Here is a 21,335-nt window from a genome sequence, read left to right on the forward strand (position 1 = left end):
CGCTGCTGCATCTTCTTCGTCGTTCGCTCCCGCTCTCAACTACGAATAGGCAGACGGCGTCGACTATCGCGGACTAACCGCCTTCGCTTCGCTATCCATAGCGGTCAGCGAAGGAGGCTTTAGATTCTCTACTAATAACACTATCTGAGCTTCGTAGATTTTCTACACTTACCACTTCCTAATCATTGTCTACCAATTAGATTGATACTTTTTAAAGTTCTCAGCCTGCTCAAATATTTCTTTATAAACCTCATCTCGATCTACAGGTGGGTAACCATGTTTAGCCAAGACTAGGATTAAATCGACCTTCAGCTCTGCTTTGATATCATCTCGCTGGCTCCAATCAGTATAACTAGCTTTATCATCGACAATACCTTTTACTACCTTTGATAACTCAAGGAGTTTATCCTCAGGGTAAGCAAAGTCATATTTAATAGTCAGGCTCTTGAGAATGTCATAGAATGCTTTTTCTTCAAAATCGATTCCAAGGTCAGCAAACGAGGCTTTCTCTTTTTTCAACGCACCTAATAGATCAATAATCTCGTCCGTGAAATCCTCCAGTACATTACTGACTAGTACATCATCTTCTTTTCTCTCGTTATAGCGATCAACTATTGCCTTGAACTGCTTTGAGAAATCAACACCCTTAGCCTTATTGATCTTCTTAAAATCTTCAATCGCCTTGGCCAGTAACTGCTGCAACAATTTAATTTTTGTATTGGGAAGTTTAATTTTTTCTATCTTTGCAAGGTAATCATCATCGAAAATATCAACAGCATCTGCTGCGTCCTCGCCAATCTTGAATATCTCTTCTACCCCGTCTGCTTTAAGTGCTTCGGCGATCATTTCTCGCACTTTGGCATTCATCTGCGCAGTATCGGGTGCGTCACCTTTGGTTAACTTAAAGACAATAGAACGAACTGCGAGATAGAAGTGAATGTAATCCCGCTCTCTTTGGTTCAATAACTCCGATCCACTACACACATCGTAAGCAGCTTTGAGGCGCTTAACTAAATGCATAAACCGTTTTTCATTTTTCTCTGTTACCTGCACAAACTCAGCTGCCATGTTTAGTGTGTTGAGCTGCACTAGTGGGTCACCAGTGAAATATGGTGTCACATCAAACTTATGGAATAATTTAGATAACAAATCGAGGTGATCACGAACTACAATCAACGACTGCTCGATCTCTTCAATATTCTGCTGGTCGGCCTTGTTGTAATGAGCCAACGCCAAGTTCATCTGTTTCTTAATACCAACATAATCAACTACCAAACCTTTATCTTTACCTTCAAACTTACGGTTCACCCGTGAGCGGGAAGTCAACTATTCTCCAGGCTATTGATCTTGTTTTAAGCGGGAGCCGTAGCAAGGTGGATACAATGGGACTTGAAAGTCTCATGAATATTGACGCTGTAAACGAGTTTCTCGCTGGAACCAGAGATTACGGGAATTTGCCCCAGTTACAGGTCGAGCTTTATCTAAACGAGCAAAATAACTCTGACCTTAACGGTAAAAATAATAGCGATGGCGTGGAGTGCGATGGACTAGTATTACGCTGTGTCCCCATCGACGACTATTCACCTCAAATTGAAGCCGTTCTTAAAGAAGCCGAAGCCTCGTTTCCCTTCGAGTACTATTCGATCAAGTTTGTCACATTTTCAGGTGAACCTTATCGTGGGCCTCGTCGTTACTTGCATCACCTTCTTCTGGATGGGGCATCAATCAACAACGAATACGCCACTCGTGAATATGTGAAAAGTGTCTATCGTGCCACGGCTGAAGATGGAGAACAGCATAAACATAAAAACGAGTATCGAAATCACAAAAAATCCTTCAGGGATAATGTTCTCAAAGACATCAATGCCAGATTGGATAACTATAAATTTTCGATAATCACCAATACAAGATCCAATCTTGAGGCAGATTTAACCCTTACCGAAGACGATATATCAATCGATAACAAAGGCAAGAGAAAGCAGTGCTTTATCAAGACAGAGTTTGCTCTACAGAAGAAAAAGTCTTCCCATCCTCTTGATGTATTACTGTTGGAGGAACCAGAAAACCATCTGAGTCATACAAACATGAAGCGATTAGTCACAAGCATCGCCCATGCTGAAGACCAGCAAATGATTGTGACAACTCACAACAGTATGATAAGTACACGCCTAGATCTCCGGAATGCAATATTGCTGAATAGTTCGAGTGCCGATGCAGGCACTCTCGCTGATTTGTCATCAGACACCTCGGACTTTTTCATGAAGGCCCCTGACAACAATGTTCTTGAATTTGTCTTGTCTGGGAGAGTGATCCTTGTTGAAGGTGATGCTGAATATATTCTTATGGAGGCACTGTTCAAGCTAGTGACTGGAAACGAGCTAGATGCAACTGACATTCATGTGATCTCAGTAGGTGGAACAAGCTTTAAGCGCTATATGGAATTAGCCAGATTGCTCGATGTACGAACAGCTGTTATTCGAGATAACGATAGTAATTATCAGGCAAAGTGTGTCGACAACTATGAGGAATATGTTACCAACAATATTCGTGTCTTCTCAGAAAATGATGATGCGATAACAACTTTTGAGATATCTGTTTACCAGAATAATAAAGCAATTTGTGATGAACTGTTTTCTGGTGGAAAAATAAAGCTGCCTCCCCAGGATTACATGCTAAATAATAAGACAACAGCAGCAATGCGCCTTTTAACAGAAAAGGCTGATGAGCTGACTGTTCCAGAGTATATCAAGGAAGCAGCACAATGGATAATAGCGTAATCCTTGCCGTTGCAGGTTCTGGAAAAACTACCCATATAATTAATTCTATTGACACTACAAAGTCAAACCTTATTATTACCTATACAGAAAACAATTTTAGGAACCTGAGAAACAGGATAATACGTGAATACGACGGGTTACCTGAAAGAACGCGAGTCTATACATATTTCACTTTTTTGTATTCGTTTTGCCTGCGACCATTATGTGGCGACAGATACGGATTAAAAGGTATTAATTTCGACATACCTCCCGAATTTTCTAGTCGACAAAAGAATACTAATCTGCGTCGTTACATTGATTCCCATGGTCGGATATATTCATGCCGTATAGCTAGCTTCATTATAAATTTTAACCTTGTTGATGATGTCAAAGCACGGATTAAGAAATACTTCGATTACCTTTACGTTGATGAAATTCAAGATTTTACAGCCGGTGACTTCAATTTATTGATAGCGGTTTCGAGTGGCAATACAGATTCATTGCTTGTTGGTGATTTTTATCAACATACCTTCGGCACAAGCCATGATGGAAACTTGAATAAAAGCTTATATAAAGATTTTGGAACGTACAAGAAACGACTGGAAGACTCAGGATTATCCGTCGATGAAACAACCTTAAGCCATAGTTATCGTTGTAGTCCAACAACCTGCGAATTCGTTACCAATAATCTTGGAATAACAATAGATAGCCACCAAACTGACACAAGCATAGTTGATTTCGTTGAAGATGAAGGTTGGGCTGAAGTAATCTTTGGTAAGGGCCATACCGTTAAGTTATTTTATCAATCGCACAACAAGTACCCATGCTATTCAGATAACTGGGGCGCATCAAAAGGTTTGGATAATTTTGATTCGGTTTGTGTGGTTCTAAATAAAACCACTGAACAACACTTTCGAAAAGGAAGTCTTCATAAGTTGGCACCTACCACGAGAAATAAGTTTTACGTTGCATGCACCAGAGCAAGGTCAGAACTGCTATTTGTACCAGAAAGTTACCTCAAAAAATATAAAGTTTAGCTCCGGGGAGTCGCTATTTTTGCGGAAGCTTGTTTTGGGCATCCAAGCCCAAGAAAGCGGCAAATACTTAACGCGACCGTTTATGCCTACGGCGCCCCGACCGTCCTGTGTACGTTGCGTAATCACCTCTTCGCGGCTCTACACAACTCCCTCAGTGACTCTACGCCGACATAAAGCCGCTGCTGCATCTTCTTCGTCGTTCGCTCGCACACTAATACCTAACTCGGTTGCTTTTTTTAATTTTGACCCCGCAGAAGCACCTGCGACAACAGCGGTCGTACGTGCTGACACGCTACCTGTAACAGAGCAACCTAGACGTTCTAGTGCTTCCTTTGCTTCACTTCTCTTCATTCTATTAAGTGTGCCCGTCAACACATATATTTCTCCTTTCAATGGCAATAACTCTGCATCTATTATTACTGGATCCCACCTCACACCACATTTACGCAATGCATTTATAACCTGCAAATTTTTATTTTGCCTGAAGAAATGAAAGACATGTAATGCTACAATTTCACCAACATCTTGAACTTGAACTAACTCATCTATTGAAGCACTTATTAATTTGTCGAGTTCACCGAATGTAACAGCCAGATTCTTTGCTGTAGCTTCTCCCACCTCACGCACACCTAGGGCAAATATAAATTTTTGCAGGGTTGTCTCTTTCGAATTTTCTATTGCATTTAGTATATTTTCAGACTTTTTATCACCCATCCGCTCTAGTGAAAACAACAAATCTTTTGTTAAAGTATACAAGTCGGCAGGATTATTAATTATCTCGCGCTCGACGAGCTCCTCAACCAATTTGCTTCCTAGGCCAACTATGTTCATAGCTTTTCGTGAGCAAAAGTGTTTAATAGCTTCTATTCGCTGTGCTTTACAATGTAAACCACCAGTACATCTTGCATCAGCCTCGCCTTCAACCCTTTCAATATCAGAGCCACATACTGGACACTTTACTGGAAAGATAATTTTTTGCCTTTTTCTTGATTTCTTGGAGAGCGCCATTATCTGTGGAATCACGTCAGCAGCACGTCTTACAATAACCTCATCCCCTACATATATACCTAATCGCCTTATTTCGTCTTCGTTATGCAATGAAGCCCTACTTATTGTAACGCCACCTATAAATACTGGAGTCAAATTTGCAACTGGCGTAATTTTTCCAGTTCTTCCAACCTGAAACTCAACTGACTCAAGCTTTGACTTTCCTTCTTGTGCAGGAAACTTTTGTGCGATAGCCCATCGCGGGGCTTTTGAAATAAACCCTAGGTCTTCTTGTTGTTTTATATCATCAACTTTAAATACAACTCCATCTACCTCGTATGGTAGCTTGGATCGCCTTGTGACAATATCTTCATAATATTTTTTACACCCTATATACCCTTCTGTCACTTCAACTTCTCGGCTTAATGGCAATCCTAGATACGAAAGATATTTTAGCCTTTCATAGTGACTTCCTGGTAAATCCACACCTTCACATATTCCAATCCCGTAGGAATAAAATTTTAGCGGTCGTTTTGCTGTAACTTTTGTATCTAACTGTCGCAAACTTCCTGCCGCTGCATTTCTAGGATTAACAAGTCTTTTCTTTCCCTCTAATGCAAGTCTCTCATTGAGTTTTTCAAAATCAGAAACTAGCATCACAACTTCGCCTCTCACTTCAAGTTTTACAGGTAGATTATCTTCAGTAAGGACATGGGGAAGATCTTTAATTATCTTTACATTTAGCGTGACATTCTCTCCAACATTCCCATCACCCCTTGTTGCAGCTCTAACTAACACTCCATCCTCATAAAGAAGACTTACAGCCAAACCATCTAACTTTGGTTCTGCACAAAATTTTACTAATTTAGATCCAGAAAGCCCTTTCTCAACTTTATTGATAAAATTTTCTAGCTCTTCATCATTAAAAACATTATCCAATGACAGCATTGGAACTTCGTGTTTAATTTTTTCAAATCCTTTTGCCACTACTCCACTAACTCTTTGAGTAGGTGAGGTAGACGTAATCATTTCAGGGTGTGCATGCTCTAAATCTCTAAGTTCACGCATTAATTTGTCATACTCAACATCTGGGGCTGTTGGTGAGTCCAATACATAATACTCATAGTCATATTTCTCTATGAGTCTTCTCAGCTCCTTAATTCTTTCTTTATACATAGGCATTTGCTTTTTGAGTAAATTAAAATGATATCTATTCAGATATAAACTATCTGTATATTAATTCCTATTTGAAACGTTTTATTGCAGGGTGACACCCACGTCACCGGCACGGCGAACGATCACGGTGTCACCGACCCTCACCCCCTTGCGTGCCAGCTCATCGGCGTTATGCAGGGTGGCATTGGTGACCGTAACGCCACCCACTTCAACCGGTTCGAGTCGCGCCACCGGGGTAAGTGCACCAGTGCGCCCCACCTGCACCTCGATATCGCGAACTGTAGTCAGCTCCTCCTGGGCAGGGAATTTGTGGGCGATCGCCCAGCGCGGAGCGCGGGCGACAAACCCGAGCTGCTGCTGCTCTTCAAAACCATTGACCTTGTAGACGACACCATCAATCTCATAGGGGAGCGCATCGCGCCGCTCGCCGATCTCGCGGTAGTAGTCGAGACACCCCAGCACCCCTTCGACTACCCGAAGCTCAGGACAGACACGCAGCCCCCACCCTTTGAGCTGCACCATCACCTCGCTGTGAGAGTCGGCTAGTTCACCACCCTCCACCACGCCGATGCCGTAGCAGAACATGGTCAGCGGACGTTGGGCTGCGATCTTCGGATCGAGCTGACGCAGTGAACCGGCCGCTGCGTTACGCGGATTGGCGAAGGTTTTTTCCTCGCGCTCACGCTGACGGGCATTGAGTTTTTCGAAACCCGCCTTTGGCATGTAGACCTCACCACGCACCTCCAGCACCTCGGGCCAGTCCGTCCCCTGCAACTTTAGAGGCACGCTGTGGATGGTGCGTACGTTATGGGTGACATCCTCGCCGGTGGAACCATCACCACGAGTGGCGGCTCGCACCATCTCTCCTTTTTCGTAACGGATACTGATCGCCAGCCCATCAAGCTTCGGCTCAGCAACATATCGAATGGTGTTATTAGCTGAGAGTCCATCACGCACGCGGCGATCGAACTCATTCAGCTCCTGCTCACTAAAGGCGTTGCCGAGTGAGAGCATCGGTACTTCATGTTTGACCTGGGAGAAACCGGCGAGGGCCTGGCCACCAACTCGCTGGGTTGGCGAGCTGGAATCGACAAGTTCGGGATATCTCTCTTCCAGTGCCTGCAGCTCACGGAAGAGACGGTCGTACTCGGCGTCGGGGATGATGGGATCATCGAGGACGTCGTAACGGTGGTTGTGGAGGTTTAACTCACTGCGCAGCGCATCGGCACGCTGCCAATCCTTCTCGGTCGCAATCATTGCATCTATTTATTGGCAGCTTGCTGCTCTAGCTTGCGATGCAGCAGATAATCCTGCACCTCTTCACGCATATGGCTGGCGGTCTGACGGCTCAGCACGCTCTTGGTCTCATCGAGCAGATCACCACCGAGGCGATCAGCCAGCGTATGAGCACTCTCAAGCATCGTATCGAGGGTTTTGATTGCATCGCCACGACCGGGCAGCGGCATAAAGATACTGAGTCCGGGAGTGGCGTAGTCGTCACCCATCTTCTCCGGCTCGAAATAGCCCGGCTCAACCAGACTGGCGAGACTAAAGACACCGCCACCCTCCACGCGATGATGGAAGATCTGCATCGCACCATACTCGAGTCCAACCGCCTCAAAGGCGGGCCGCAGTGCGGTACCGGTAAAGGGGGTACCGCGCGGCGCGGCGATATAGATCGCCACCACCTTATCGGCGTCGACCTCCTCCTCTTCAGGGGTACGCTGCTCGGTATCGATACTCGGAAGCTCAGCCTGAACAGGGTTATCGAGCACCGGTGGTTCCTGCTCGTCGATCTCGAACTTCTCACCGCTAGCACTGAATGAATCGAGATCACCCAGCTCATCGATGCTCTTGTCACGCGCCGCCTCAACACTGCTCATCGGCGGCAGATCGAACTCCTCTTCGAAAGAGACCGACTCATCGAGCGGGTCGGGCTGGCGGTCGGCCTGACGGCGACGGCGCTGTTTGCCAACGAAGTAGATGCCTGCAATCAGCACCACACCAGCGATTAGCAGGATAAGACGTAGTTGATCCACTCTCTTCTCCTCAGGCCGAGGCGAGCTGTATAGCCTCGGCAACATCGACCGCCACCAGCCGCGACACACCCGGTTCGTGCATCGTCACACCGGAGAGCTGATTGGAGAGCTCCATGGTGGTCTTGTTATGGGTAATAAAGATGAACTGTACCTGCTCCGACATCTCTTTGACCATCTCGCAGAAACGGCCCACGTTGGCCTCATCGAGTGGCGCATCGACCTCATCAAGCATACAGAAGGGGGCCGGATTGAGTTCGAAGATGGCAAATACCAGCGATACGGCGGTCAACGCCTTCTCACCACCGGAGAGCAGGTGGATATTGGAGATGCGTTTGCCGGGCGGACGCGCCATGACCGTCACTCCGGTCTCGAGCAGATCGTCACCGGTCAGCTCCAGGTAGGCGTGACCGCCACCGAAGAGACGCGGGAAGAGACGCTGGATGCCGGAGTTGACCTGATCGAAGGTCTCCTTGAAACGGGTACGGGTCTCGCGGTCGATCTTGCGCATCGCCCCTTCCAGGGTCTCCAGCGCCTCAACCAGATCGTCGTTCTGCGCATCAAGGTAGACCTTGCGCTCCGACTGCTCCTTATATTCATCGATGGCGGCGAGGTTGATCGGACCGAGACGCTGGATACGGCGCTCCATCTCCTCCACCTTCTGCTGCCAGGCGCTCGCCTCGGCCCCGGCGTCGAGCTGTTCGAGCAGCTTATCCAGCTCGAAGTCGGTCTCGGCGACCTGCTCCTCGAGAGTACGACGGCGTACGGTAATCTCCTGCCACTGCATGCGGGTCTGCACCAGTGATTCACGAATCGTCTGCACCCGCTGTTCGACACCGCTACGTGACTCGCTCACCTTGCGCATCGACTCGTCGATCTCTTCGACGCCACGACGCGCCTCGCTCAGCTTGCGCTCTACCTCACTACGGGCGGAGAGCTTCTGCTCCAGATCCGTCTCCAGCTGCTGGATCGGCTCACTACCACCGCTGAGCGACTGTTGCAGCTCATCACGACGGGCACTGAACTGGGTCAGCTGCGCCTCCATACGGACCAGATTTTCGGTGGTCGAGGTGTGCGCGGTATTCATCGACTCGATCTGCAGCGCCAGTTTGTGCACCGCCTCACGATCCTGCTGGGCGCGTCGACGGATCGCATCGAGCCCCTCACGCAGACGGTCACGCTGACGCACCATCGCTTCGCGCTGCTGCTCGTGCGCCTCCATCTGCACCACCGCCTCATTCATGGTGGTACGGGCACCGCGCAGCGTCTCCTCCTCCTGCAAGGTCTGACCGCGCAGCTCTTCGATATCCCCGCGCAGCTGCTCGGTACGCGAACGCACCTGTTCCAGACGCCCCTTGCGCGCCTCTACCTGACCGTTGATCTCGGCGTGACGACGGTTCTCCTGGTTGATCTGGCGCTGCAGATCCTCACGACGTCCTTCAAGCGTGCGACGCATCTCACGTCCCGCCTCGATGCGCTCTTCAAGCTGTGAAACCATGCTAGACTCTTCTTCAATAGATGAAGATAGCTCTTTGATTTCACTCTCTCTTTGCAGAACACCCGCCTGCTCATCGGCATCTCGTGCCACACGCAGCCAACCGGCTCCGAGCCAGATACCATCACGGGTAATGACCGACTCGTGGGGAGCCAGATTGGCACGTAGTGCCATCGCCCCAGCCAGATCATCAACGCAATAGACACCACCCAGCAGCGAGTCGACCGCCCAGGGGGCACGCACCTTATTAAGGATCGGCGTAGCGGCATTGGCCTCCGCGGCACCCGCCGCCACAGTCGTATCAAACAGGGTCAGTGAACCACTCGAGAGCTCCCCGAGCAGATCGCTGGCGGCATCAAAGCCATCCACGCAGACTGCCTGCAGATATTGACCCAGCACCGTCTCGACCGCGCGCTCCCAGCCCGAGTCGACCTCAATGTTCTGCGCCAGACGCGGCGCCTCACTAAAGCCAGCACTCTGCAGCCACTCGGTAACGACACCCTCGCTCTTGCCGAGCGCCGCTTCCTGCAGCGCCTCAAGCGAGGTGAGACGACCACTGATGTTCTGCAGACGCTGACGACGCTCATGCAGTTCATTATTGTCCTGATTATTCTGTTCACGGGTCTGCTGCAGCCGTTCCAGCACCCCTTCGAGCTCCTGCTGACGGGCCGTCACCTCGCTCTGCAGGATGGTCGACTCCTCGATCAGCTGCTCGATCTCCGTCTGCAGCGATTCACCGGAGAGCCCCTGCAGCTCATCCTCGGCACGACTGCGGCGCTTTTCGAGCTGCATCAGCGTGCTCTCAATCTGACTAATCCGGGTGCGCTCCACCTCGGCGGCACGCGCCGGCTCTGCGGCGCGGCGGTTGAAATCTTCCCACTCGCCCTGCCAGTCGTGGCCCGCCTGCTCGCTCTGCTCCAGATCGGCTGCCGACTCCTCCAGCGCCGCCTCAGCACGCTCCAACTCAGGCTGGCGCGTCTCAAGCGAGCTCTCGAGCTCCTCAAGGCGGCGAGTATCGATATTGATGTGTGATTTGGCCTCGCTATAGGCCTGCTCAACCTGCTGAAGATCGTGTGTCTGCTGCTGAATGCGCTCCTTGCCGTGCTGGATACTCTGCTCAATACGAGTGATATCTGCACCAAGACCGTAGTAGGTGCTCTGCACTTCATTGAAGCGGTCGCTCGCCTCGATATGGGCACCACGCAGCTTCTCCAGCTCGCTCTCGGCGGAACGCTGCTCGGCGATTACCGCCTCAAGCTCGGTCTCCTTCTCCTGGATGGTGCGCTCAAAACCGCCACCATCAACATCAAGCTCCTTCCAACGCAGCGCCAACAGCTCCGCCTTGAGCAGCCGCTCATCCTGCTTCAGCTCCTTGAAACGCTCAGCCGTCTTGGACTGACGCTGCAGACGATCAAGCTGCTTCTCCAGCTCTTCGCGCAGGTCACTGAGGCGGTCGAGGTTTTCACGGGTGTGTTTGATGCGGTTCTCGGTCTCGCGGCGGCGCTCCTTATATTTGGAGATACCGGCCGCCTCCTCGAGATAGGTGCGCAGCTCTTCGGGCTTCGCCTCGATGACACGAGAGATCATTCCCTGTTCGATAATCGAGTAGCTACGTGGACCGAGGCCGGTGCCGAGAAACAGACCGGTGATGTCTTTACGACGACAGCGGGTGCCGTTAAGTGAGTAGGCCGACTGACCATCACGCGAGACGGCGCGACGAATCGAGATCTCGTTGTACTTGGCGTACTCACCACCGGCCGCGCCATCGCTGTTATCGAAGATCAGCTCAACACTCGCCTGTCCGACTGGCTTGCGTGCCGAGGAGCCGTTGAAGATGACATCGGCCATCGACTCACCACGCAGATGTTTGGCCGAACTCTCACCCATAACCCAGCGCACGGCGTCGATGGTATTCGACTTGCCGCAGCCGTTGGGACCGACAATACCGGTCAGATTGCTGGGAAACTGGATGCTGGTTGGGTCAACAAACGACTTAAAACCGGCGAGTTTAATCTTGCTCAGACGCATAGTGTGTTATTCGATAAAGTGTGGAACAGCTCTGGTTATTCAACCAAATATTCAGGATTATTATCCTTAAATCAAAAGGTTGAAGAAACTTATTAATCTAGTTTCTCATAAAAAAGAACCCTGAAATATCCTCCCTGACCGGTTTAAAGTACCTTCGTCTCGCACGACTTTTCGGCTACAATTCCGGGCCGACAAAACTACCACGAAGAGCACCCCATGCCTAGCCAGCCCAGTAAGGAACTTGAAACTTTCGACAACCCGATGCCTGAGCGCGATTACACCATTCGCATCGACATCCCCGAGTTCACCTGTCTCTGTCCTAAGACCGGCCAGCCCGACTTCGCGACCATCCATATCGCCTACGTGGCCGACAAGGCGTGCATCGAGCTGAAGTCGCTGAAGATGTACATGTGGGCCTACCGCGAGGAGGGAGCCTTCCACGAGAAGGTAACCAATACCATGCTGGACGACTTTGTCGCCGCCTGTAACCCCCGTTTCATGCGCGTCACCGGCAAGTTCAACGTACGCGGTGGTATCTACACCACCGTGATCGCTGAGCACCGTGCCGCAGACTGGAATCCACCCCAGCCGGTCACCCTCCCCTGAGTGATCCCCTCTATATAGGTATCGATGTCGGCACCTCCGGGTGCCGTGCCATCGCGATTGATACTTCACGCCAGATCGTCGCCGAAAGCGCAGTCTGCATGCCCGCTCCTGAGGGCAACGGCGTCGAACAGCAGCAAAACCCTGAGATCTGGTGGCAGGCCCTCTCTGCGGCACTCAAACAACTCGGTGAAAGCACCGATCTGCGCAATAGCCAGGCGATCGCCGTTGATGCCACCTCCGGCACCCTGCTACTTTGCGACGAGATCGGCCAGCCCCTGACTCTCGCATTGATATATAACGATTCGCGAAGCCGCACTGAGGCGGAGCAGATCGCCGCCATTGCCCCACCCTTCTCCGGTGCACACGGCGCCAGTAGCTCGCTGGCAAAACTGCTCCATCTACTACCCCAGGCCGAGGAGTCTCGCTACGCCCTGCACCAGGCCGACTGGTTGGCAGGACGCCTCAGTGGGCGCTTCGGTATCAGCGACGAAAACAACGCCCTGAAGCTCGGTTACGACCCGATGGGACGCTGCTGGCCCGAGTGGATGGCACAGCTTGGCATCGACAAAAGCTTGTTACCTGAGGTTAAGAGACCCGGTGAACCAATTGATAAGATTAATAAATTCCTCGCTGATCAATTTGGTCTCCATCCGGACACCCTGATCAAGGCAGGCACCACTGACAGCATTGCCGCCTTTATCGCCTCGGGGGCAAAAGAGGTCGGTGAGGCGGTCACCTCACTCGGCTCGACGCTGGTACTCAAGGTGATTAGTGACTACCCAATCTACGATCCGCTATACGGTATATACAGCCACCGACTGGGTGACCTGTGGCTCACCGGTGGCGCCTCCAACAGCGGCGGTACGGTACTACGTCAATTCTTCAGCAATGAGCAGATGGAGAAGCTGACTCCACAGCTCAAACCCGACGAACATACCGGGCTCAACTACTACCCCCTGCCCCGCCCTGGCGAGCGATTTCCACATAACGACCCAACCCTGGAACCACGACTGACTCCCCACCCCGAAGATGAGACACGCTTCTTCCAGGGAGTGCTGGAGGGAATCGCCCGTATCGAGTGTGATGGCTACACCCTGCTGGCACAGAGCGGTGCCCCCTATCCCAGCTCAGTCCGAAGCTGTGGTGGAGGCGCCCGGAATCTCGTCTGGCGAGATATCCGGCAACGCCAGCTCGGTGTACCGATGCTTGAGGCCGATCATCTTGAGGCCGCCTACGGCGCTGCGCTGCTGGCACTCGACGGATTACCCGCATCATAGCCACAGGTAGACGCACGGCTTGAAGCAGCCTCATTTTTCTCTGCTAGACTGCTTCACAACACTCATCCGAGAACATCGCCCTCAGCGCAACGACCACCGGAGTCTCGTTGCAAAGGACAACCCTCTTGCACCAGGCAAAGCGGTACGCTCCAATATTTCTGACGTTTATTATCGGCGTCGCACTCTCCATCACCCTTTATAAGGCCACCAATAACTGGGAACTGCAGAACCAGCAGGTGCGTTTTTCAAACCACGCAACGCTCTACTCCAACACCATAAAGAGCGTCATCCACGATCACATCGGCACCATCAACCTGATCAGTGACTGCGTCAGAAGCAATCCCGGGCTGAGCCGCTCAAGATTCAGCACACTGGTACGCAACACGCTGGAGCGCTACCCCGGCATCCAGGGATTCTCCTGGAATCCCGTTATCGACCACTCTGAGCGCGACTACTACGAGATGCTCGCCAGCCGAGAGCTGTCACGCGACTTCATCTTCACCGAGCGGAGCAGCGACGGGCTGATCCCCGCATCAGAGCGGGATGAGTACGTCATCGTCTACTACATAGAGCCCTACCAGGGGAACGAAGCCGCACTGGGCTACGACATCGCCTCTGAGACGATTCGAAAACAGTCAACCAAACGCGCTTTCTTAAGCGGGAAGTTGACCGCCACAGCCACTATCAAGCTGGTGCAGGAGTCGGAGCAGCAGGCCGGAGTTCTGATCCTGCTACCCATCTACCACCTCGATCAGCCCATTGAGACGGTTGAACAGCGCCACGCCGCACGCCGTGGCGTACTGGTCGAGGTGCTGCGAATCGGCCACATCGTCGATCTGGCATTAGCGCCACTGACGGCCATCGATGGCCAGCTCTACCTATACGATATAACCAACGGGGATGAACACAATCTTCTCCACTTCATTCCCGCCACCTCAGCCGCCAACAGCCAACCTCGCGATTATCAGACGCTAACGCAGAACTTTCAGTGGCAGCAGCGCTTCTCCGTTGCGGGCCGCACCTGGGAGCTACTCTTCGTTCCCTCCGCCTCAGCGCTAGAACAGACACCGTCATGGCAGGCCTATGGCGTACTCATCACCTCACTACTGCTAACAGTGATTTTGATCGTTCATCTGACCAACAGACTTCACTACACCCGCGACATCGAGAAGAGCATTAAGATTCAGGGCGAGACCAATCAGAAACTCGCCGAAGAGGTCTCTCGTCACAAAACCACGCTTGATCTATTGGGTCGAGAGTTTAGCCGCGCCGAGCGCTATCTGGAGACCGTCGAGGCGGTGATCATCGCGCTCGACCCAGATGGCAATATCACCTTAATCAACCGTCGAGGCTGTGAGCTCATCGGCTTGAGCGAGGATGAGTTGATCGGCATGAACTGGTTTGACAACTTCCTGCCTCAGCCTGAAGGGCATGAGGTCATTTACGAAATATTCAAAAAGATCATCTCTGGCGTTTTAGATGAAGTCACCTACAACGAGAACCATATCGTCACCTCAAGCGGTGAACGGCGACTGATCGCCTGGCATAACAGCTTTGACCACGACGAACAGGGCAATATTGTCGGCTCTCTGAGCGCCGGCATCGATATCACTGAACGCAATAGAGCCGAGGCACTCACCGAGGAGCTACTGCAGCAGAACCGGGGCCTGACCGATAAGATGTTCACCATTCAGGAGGAGGAGCGTCGCCACCTCGCCCATGAACTGCACGATGAACTCGGACAGCTACTAACCGCCATTCACCTTAACGCTCGGACCATCCATACGAGCACCGATTTTGATGATATTCAGAGAAGTGCCTCGATCATCGACGAAAACGCCAAGGTGATGCACCACTCCATCCGCAGTCTGGCCAATCAGCTGCGTCCCAGTCTGCTAGAGCACTTTGGTTTGGCCGAGAGCCTGAAGGGGCTGATTGAGCAGATCGAGGCCAGCCACCCGCACATCAGCTACCGGATAGAGATCAACACACCGATCGACGATTTCAACGAGACGCTCGCCATCACCCTCTATCGCATCGTTCAAGAGGGCGTGGTGAATGCAACCCGCCACGCAAACGCTAATAACATCCTCATCTCCATCAACAGCGTTCAGAACGAGCGTGATGAACCACGCGTTGTGCTCTCCATCGAAGACGATGGCGAGGGATTGAAGTCAGATCTGCTTGGCGACGGCTTCGGTCTTCCCGGTATACGTGAGCGAACACGCGCCATCGGCGGCGATTTCAAACTCGACAGCTCACCCTTGGGCGGATTGCGAATTGAAGTGACGCTACCCACTGGTTAAGCGAGCCCTTTCGCCCACCCTATCTGACACGCGCACCAAGGACAGTGACGCCCTAAACTGCTATCCTGCGACGCCTGTCGACTCAATCAAACAGGATAGTTTTCATGCTCGCAGATCCATTCAGAGGCGCCGGCCTCTTTCTTCAGGGAATTGGCCTGATGTTCAAACCCGGCGTAAAACGCTTTGTCGCGATTCCACTCACCATCAACGTGGTGCTCTTTGCCATCGTCATCGCCGTACTGGCCGGTCAATTCGACGAGCTGATTAACTGGATGCTGCCAAGCCTGCCGAGCTGGCTCAGCTGGCTCGAGTCGATCCTCTGGTTCATCTTCGCCCTGCTCGCGGCACTGATGGTCTTTTTCGGCTTCTCCCTGCTTGCCAATCTTGTGGCCGCCCCCTTCAATGGCCTGTTGGCTGAAGCGGTGGAACGCCACCTGGGTGGGCAAGAACCGCCACCGGCGAGCAGCATTACCGCGGCGATCAAGGGTGCACCGGGTGCGATCTTCGATGAGATCCGCAAGCTGATCTACGCCCTGCTCTGGGCGATTCCGCTGCTGATCATCTCCATCATCCCGATCTTCACCCCCTTCGCTCCGTTCCTCTGGGCAATCTACGGCGCCTGGATGCTGAGCCTCGAGTACGCCGACTTCCCGATGGGCAACCACAACATCCGCTTTAAGGATCAGCGCCAGAAACTGCGCCGCAACCGCCTGCTCTCACTCAGCTTCGGTGGCACTACGCTGCTGGCAACGATGATCCCTGTGCTCAACTTCCTGGTAATGCCGGCAGCCGTCTGCGGTGCTACCTCTATGTGGGTTAAACGACTCTCACAACAGTCATGAAGAAGATCCGTCTGCTAATGCTGCTAATCGGCACTGCTCTGCTGGCGGGCGCCCTCTACGGCTATCAGCGCGGCAGCGCGACCGAGAGCTGGGTCAAAACGACCGGCGAAGTGATCTCCTATGAGCTGATCCAGCAGGATGAGCATATGCGTGACAGGCGCAAGGGCCCCCATCCAGATGAGACCTACTATGTCGATCTTCGCTACCGCTACAGTGCCAACGGCATTGAGCACAGCTCAGACAACTACGAGATCGATGGTTTTGGCCTACCGAACAAACTGCAGGGTGGTTACGACTACTTGATTGGAGAGGTCGGTGTTGAACGCCTCTACCAACCGGGTAGCCAGATCGATCTCTACTACAATCCATCCTCCCCTGCCGAGGCGGTCGTGGTGAAAGGGTATCGTGGCTCACTACCGCTGTTCCTCGGATTGGCCCTGGCGATGATCGGCTTCGGCGCTATCGGGCTGATGAGAAGATAGCCCGCTTCTCGATCTCACTGTGGAACCAACCACCGACATCGACCTCCCCTGCCCGCTCTGTAACCAACACGAACTAGTCCCCTTCTATCGAGACCCGCGGCGCGAATATCTACGCTGCGGCCACTGCCAGCTCATCTCTGTACCCGCTCATTACCACCTCAGCGAGGCGATGGAGCGGCACGAATACGACCTACACATCAATTCACCCGAGGACGAGGGGTATCGTCATTTTCTCAATCGGCTCCTCGAACCGATGAATGCAACGCTGCCCCCAGGCAGCAGCGGACTCGACTTCGGCTCAGGTCCCGGCCCTACCCTCTCACTGATGTTTAAACAGGCTGGGCACCGCGTCTCGATCTACGACAAGTTCTACGCCCCCGACAGCACCGTATTCGAGCAACCATACGACTTCATCACCGCCACCGAGGTGGTCGAACACCTGCAACAGCCAATCACAGAACTCGAGCGGCTCTGGCACTGCCTGAAGCCGGGCGGCGTACTCGGCATCATGACCAAACTGGCACTGGATCGGGAGCGATTCGCACACTGGCACTACAAGAATGACCTCACCCACATCAGCTTCTTCTCTCGTGAGAGTTTCGAGTGGCTTTCGCTTCATTGGGAGGCCGATCTGCAATTTATCGCCAACGACGTAATTCTGCTCCATAAGCCCACCTCCTGAAGCACTTTTTGTACTGTTTTATTGATACGCCAATCGTGGCAACATAGGGAGATTGCGTTGGCTCGACCTTCACGAACAACAAGCAAACAAGGATCGGTAAAGCATGGCTGATGAGCTACATGAAGACGTTCATATTAATGAAGATGTCTATATCGGACGTCAGCCCATCTATAACGCCAAGCTTGAACTGGTCGGTTATGAGCTGCTCTACCGTGACAACAGCAACAACAACGCCAACTTCAACGATGGTGACTACGCCTCCTCCCAGGTCATCATCAACACCTTCATGGAGCTGGGGCTCGAGAACATCGTCGGCAGCAGCCTCGCCTTTATCAATCTAACCCGCGGCTTTTTTAACGGCGACCAACCCTTCCCGCTCGCCAAAGAGCAGGTGGTACTCGAGTTTCTCGAGGATATCGACCCGGACCAGACCGTACTCGATGGACTCACCCAGCTGAGAGAGAACGGTTTCCGTATCGCTCTCGACGACTACATCTACGATGACCAGCACAAGGTGCTGCTCGACTACGCGGACATCGTTAAGGTTGATGTGGCGCACGTCTCTGACGAGCAGCTTCCAGAATTGGTTGCTCTCTATAAAGAGCGGGGCGCGACCCTACTTGCCGAGAAGGTGGAGAGCTACGGCCAGTTCACCCGCTGCCAGGCGCTCGGCTTCAACTATTTCCAGGGTTACTTCTTCTGCAAACCGAAGATCATCCAGGGCAAGCAGCTCCCCTCCAATCGCATCGCAGTGATGAATCTGCTGGCCGAGGTACAGAATCCAGAGGTAGAGATCTCTACCCTGGAGGAGAAGATCACCAACAACGTCACCCTCAGCTTCCGTCTACTGCGCTATATCAACTGCGCCAGCTTTGCCCTGCGCCGTGAGGTCGAATCGGTACACCAGGCGATTGTCTTGCTCGGTCTGCAGAACATCAAAAACTGGCTCAGCCTGATGCTGATGGCCAAGGGTGGTAACGACAAGCCGCATGAGCTGATGACCACCGCACTGCTGCGTGCGCGTATGTGCGAAACGCTTGCGGCCGATCAGGGGCTGGTTCGTGAACAGGCCTTTACCGTGGGCCTCTTCTCCGTACTCGACGCGCTGATGGATCAACCGATGGATGACCTGCTTGATAACATGCCACTATCGGGCGACACCAAAATGGCGCTGCTGGATCATGAGGGGGCGCTGGGTGAAATCCTCCAGGGAGTACTCGCCTATGAGCGCAACGATCTCTTCTCGCTCCACAGCACTGGGCTCTCCATTGAGCACTGCCGTGAACACTACCTACGCGCACTCCCCTGGGCCGATGAGACGAGCCACTCGCTCTACGAAGCAGCACCAGCCGGCAAGTAATAGCTAATAACAATAATGAGAGAAATAATATGAGCGTTACTACAGAGAGACTGGCACAGGTCGAACTGTTCAAAGATGCCTCTGAAGCACTCTTACAAAACATTGTCGAACAGGGTGAACACCGCACCATAGAGAGCGGCGAGCTACTGCTCACCCCGGAGAAAGAGAACCACCATCTCTACCTGCTGCTCTCAGGCACGTTAGGACTCCACTTCGATGCCGCCAATACACCCGAGATTCGTGAACTCGAAGCAGGTGTGGCCGTTGGCGAGATGTCGATCATCGACGACGCTCGCCCCTCCGCCTACCTGATCGCCAAAGGGAAGTGTGAACTGCTCGCCATGCATCGAGACCAGATCCTCGACACGCTGGTTGGCGATAACCCAATGACCCGCAACCTGCTGCAGCTAATGTCGAAGGTGATCAAGCTCAACACCAAACGCATCATCAACGATCAGGCAGAGATTCTGGAGCTGGCCAGCCACGCCAATGTCGATGGCCTCACCGGCCTCTACAATCGCCGCTGGCTCGACAACGCGCTTGCAAGACTACTGGAGCAGTCGAACGACGAGGATAAATCACTCGCCATCCTGCTGCTCGATGTCGATAAGTTTAAAAACTACAACGACACCCAGGGCCACCAGGGCGGTGACTGTGCATTGATTGCATTGGGCGATGTATTAAAGACAGTCGTCCGCCCTTATGATTTTGCTACACGTTACGGCGGCGAGGAGTTTCTGGTATTGCTACCCAATACCGACAAGGAAGAGGCACTATCGATTGCAGAACGCGTTAGAGAAGCTACCGAGAGGCGAGCCATCGCCTACCCCGACGGCCGCGAACTCCCCAGCGTCACCGTCTCAATCGGACTTGCCGTAAATCGCCCCGGCTCCACACCCGAGTCACTGATCAACAGCGCCGATGAGTTGCTCTATCGAGCCAAAGAGGAAGGACGGAATCGGGTTTGCAGCTAATTACAGAACTTACTGGCCACTTTCTCACACCAATAATCACAATATCGATCGGGGAGTCGCTATTTTTGCGGAAGCTTGTTTTGGGCATCCAAGCCCAAGCAAGCGGCAAATACTTAACGCGACCGTTTATGCCTACGGCGCCCCGGACTATCGCGGACTAACCGCCTTCGCTTCGCTATCCATGGCGGTCAGCGCAGGAAGACATCCTCAAGCCCCGCCGGTCGGTGTACATAGACCGCCCCACTCTGATCCTGCAGCTGTTTCAGCAGCGCTGGAACGGTGTGGGTATAACAGTAGAGGCTGTTACCCATCTTCTCGAGACGACAGTTGTTCACCCTGGCCATCTCCAGAAAAGCCGGATCAACCTCACTACGCACCTCGACCACCTCCGGTTCAACATGACGTTCGATCAGCTCACGCGGCGAGCCCTGATCGAGGATCTGACCATGATCCATAATCACCAACTCATCACAGAGCCGCTCCGCCTCCTCCATATAGTGGGTGGTCAGGATCAGCGTCTTGCCCTGATCACGCAGCTCGGCGAGTCGCCCCCAGATGATGTGGCGCGCCTGCGGGTCGAGGCCGGTGGTCGGCTCATCGAGCACCACCAGCTCGGGGTCGTTGACCAGTGCACGGGCGATGGTGAGGCGACGCTGCATACCACCGGAGAGGGTATCGGTCTTGGCATCACGCCGTTCGGTGAGTCGTGAGCCATGCCGAAGTAGGAGGCGTAGATGGCGAGGTTCTCAGCAACCGTAAAGTCGGGATCGAGATTATCAGCCTGCGGCACGATACCGACACGGGCACGAATCTCCCGATCACACTGACCGACCGGCAGCCCGAACACGCTGAGCGTACCCTCGCTTATCGGAGTCAGTCCCAGGGTCATGCGTAGCGAGGTGGTCTTGCCTGCACCGTTAGGACCGAGGAAACCGAAACAGCGCCCCGGTGCGATATCGAAGTCGATCCCATCGACCGCCACTGCATCACCGTAGCGCTTGGTTAACCCCCGCGCCGATACCACTCCACTCTGCTCGTTCATCGCTATCCATCTATCCTTCACATCTGTGGCGCCATTGTAGCGTGCAACACGCCGCTTACCGAACGGTTCGAGTCAGATTATGACCGTATCGGTTATGCTCACTCTGGCGCAGGAGGGTTTGACTGAATGAATGAAAGATATCCACAAACGACCGGGGAGTCGCTATTTTTGCGGAAGCTTGTTTTGGGCATCCAAGCCCAAGCAAGCGGCAAAAACTTAACGCGACCGTTTATGCCTGCGGCGCCCCGA

The 21,335-nt window shown here is 52.6% G+C and carries 13 protein-coding genes and 3 pseudogenes; 10 read left to right on the forward strand and 6 right to left on the reverse strand.

What is annotated here, in order from left to right; translation table 11 throughout:
• Window positions 1-189 precede the first annotated feature (189 nt).
• Window positions 190-1,314 (reverse strand): annotated as a pseudogene (locus tag BOW52_RS13490) (DUF3387 domain-containing protein); the annotation flags it as partial.
• Window positions 1,315-1,373: 59 nt separating this feature from the next.
• Here BOW52_RS13490 and BOW52_RS13495 point away from each other — a divergent pair.
• Window positions 1,374-2,777 (forward strand): ATP-dependent nuclease, encoded by a 1,404-nt coding sequence (locus BOW52_RS13495; protein ID WP_236725750.1) that lies wholly within the window; start codon window positions 1,374-1,376, stop codon window positions 2,775-2,777.
• Entirely contained in the window at window positions 2,762-3,793 is a 1,032-nt protein-coding gene (locus BOW52_RS13500; protein ID WP_078484610.1) for an AAA family ATPase, read from the forward strand. The genes BOW52_RS13495 and BOW52_RS13500 overlap by 16 nt, the downstream gene beginning before the upstream one ends.
• Before the next feature lie 138 nt (window positions 3,794-3,931).
• On the opposite strand, the gene ligA (BOW52_RS13505) is transcribed toward BOW52_RS13500, so the two are convergent.
• The 4 genes and pseudogenes from ligA (BOW52_RS13505) to smc form a co-directional block, all read right to left on the reverse strand.
• Window positions 3,932-5,962 carry an NAD-dependent DNA ligase LigA gene (ligA, locus tag BOW52_RS13505; protein WP_078484611.1) on the reverse strand — a complete coding sequence of 677 codons (2,031 nt, stop codon included), beginning with the start codon at window positions 5,960-5,962 and terminating at the stop codon, window positions 3,932-3,934.
• Between the two features lie 93 nt (window positions 5,963-6,055).
• A pseudogene (ligA, locus tag BOW52_RS13510) lies at window positions 6,056-7,213 on the reverse strand (NAD-dependent DNA ligase LigA); the annotation flags it as partial.
• 5 nt (window positions 7,214-7,218) lie between these two features.
• Complete coding sequence (locus BOW52_RS13515) at window positions 7,219-7,995, reverse strand: cell division protein ZipA (RefSeq protein WP_172840353.1); 777 nt, start codon at window positions 7,993-7,995, stop codon at window positions 7,219-7,221.
• A gap of 10 nt (window positions 7,996-8,005) precedes the next feature.
• Entirely contained in the window at window positions 8,006-11,515 is a 3,510-nt protein-coding gene (smc, locus tag BOW52_RS13520; RefSeq protein WP_078484614.1) for a chromosome segregation protein SMC, read from the reverse strand.
• 216 nt (window positions 11,516-11,731) lie between these two features.
• Here smc and queF point away from each other — a divergent pair, with 216 nt between their 5' ends.
• The 8 genes from queF (at window position 11,732) to BOW52_RS13560 (ending at window position 20,044) form a co-directional block, all read left to right on the forward strand.
• Window positions 11,732-12,121 (forward strand): preQ(1) synthase, encoded by a 390-nt coding sequence (gene queF / locus BOW52_RS13525; protein ID WP_078484615.1) that lies wholly within the window; start codon window positions 11,732-11,734, stop codon window positions 12,119-12,121.
• 20 nt (window positions 12,122-12,141) lie between these two features.
• Window positions 12,142-13,398: an FGGY-family carbohydrate kinase gene (locus BOW52_RS13530; RefSeq protein WP_330359770.1), complete on the forward strand. Its 1,257-nt coding sequence runs from the start codon at window positions 12,142-12,144 to the stop codon at window positions 13,396-13,398.
• Window positions 13,399-13,523: 125 nt separating this feature from the next.
• Window positions 13,524-15,704: a CHASE domain-containing protein gene (locus tag BOW52_RS13535; protein ID WP_135622412.1), complete on the forward strand. Its 2,181-nt coding sequence runs from the start codon at window positions 13,524-13,526 to the stop codon at window positions 15,702-15,704.
• A 104-nt stretch (window positions 15,705-15,808) separates the two neighbouring features.
• A complete protein-coding gene (cysZ, locus tag BOW52_RS13540; RefSeq protein ID WP_078484618.1) occupies window positions 15,809-16,546 on the forward strand; it encodes a sulfate transporter CysZ in 738 nt (245 codons plus the stop codon).
• On the forward strand, window positions 16,543-17,028 hold the full coding sequence (locus BOW52_RS13545) for a DUF3592 domain-containing protein (protein ID WP_078484619.1): 486 nt from the start codon (window positions 16,543-16,545) through the stop codon (window positions 17,026-17,028). The genes cysZ and BOW52_RS13545 overlap by 4 nt, the downstream gene beginning before the upstream one ends.
• 19 nt (window positions 17,029-17,047) lie before the next feature.
• A complete protein-coding gene (locus tag BOW52_RS13550) occupies window positions 17,048-17,710 on the forward strand; it encodes a class I SAM-dependent methyltransferase (protein WP_078484620.1) in 663 nt (220 codons plus the stop codon).
• Window positions 17,711-17,813: 103 nt separating this feature from the next.
• Window positions 17,814-19,070: an EAL and HDOD domain-containing protein gene (locus tag BOW52_RS13555; protein WP_078484621.1), complete on the forward strand. Its 1,257-nt coding sequence runs from the start codon at window positions 17,814-17,816 to the stop codon at window positions 19,068-19,070.
• Between the two features lie 29 nt (window positions 19,071-19,099).
• Complete coding sequence (locus BOW52_RS13560) at window positions 19,100-20,044, forward strand: GGDEF domain-containing protein (protein ID WP_078484622.1); 945 nt, start codon at window positions 19,100-19,102, stop codon at window positions 20,042-20,044.
• Between the two features lie 188 nt (window positions 20,045-20,232).
• Here the strand turns inward: BOW52_RS13560 and BOW52_RS18010 are convergent.
• Window positions 20,233-21,086, reverse strand: a pseudogene (locus BOW52_RS18010) (ATP-binding cassette domain-containing protein).
• Window positions 21,087-21,335 lie beyond the last annotated feature (249 nt).

The sequence above is a fragment of the Solemya pervernicosa gill symbiont genome (genome assembly GCF_002020875.1).
Lineage (GTDB): Bacteria > Pseudomonadota > Gammaproteobacteria.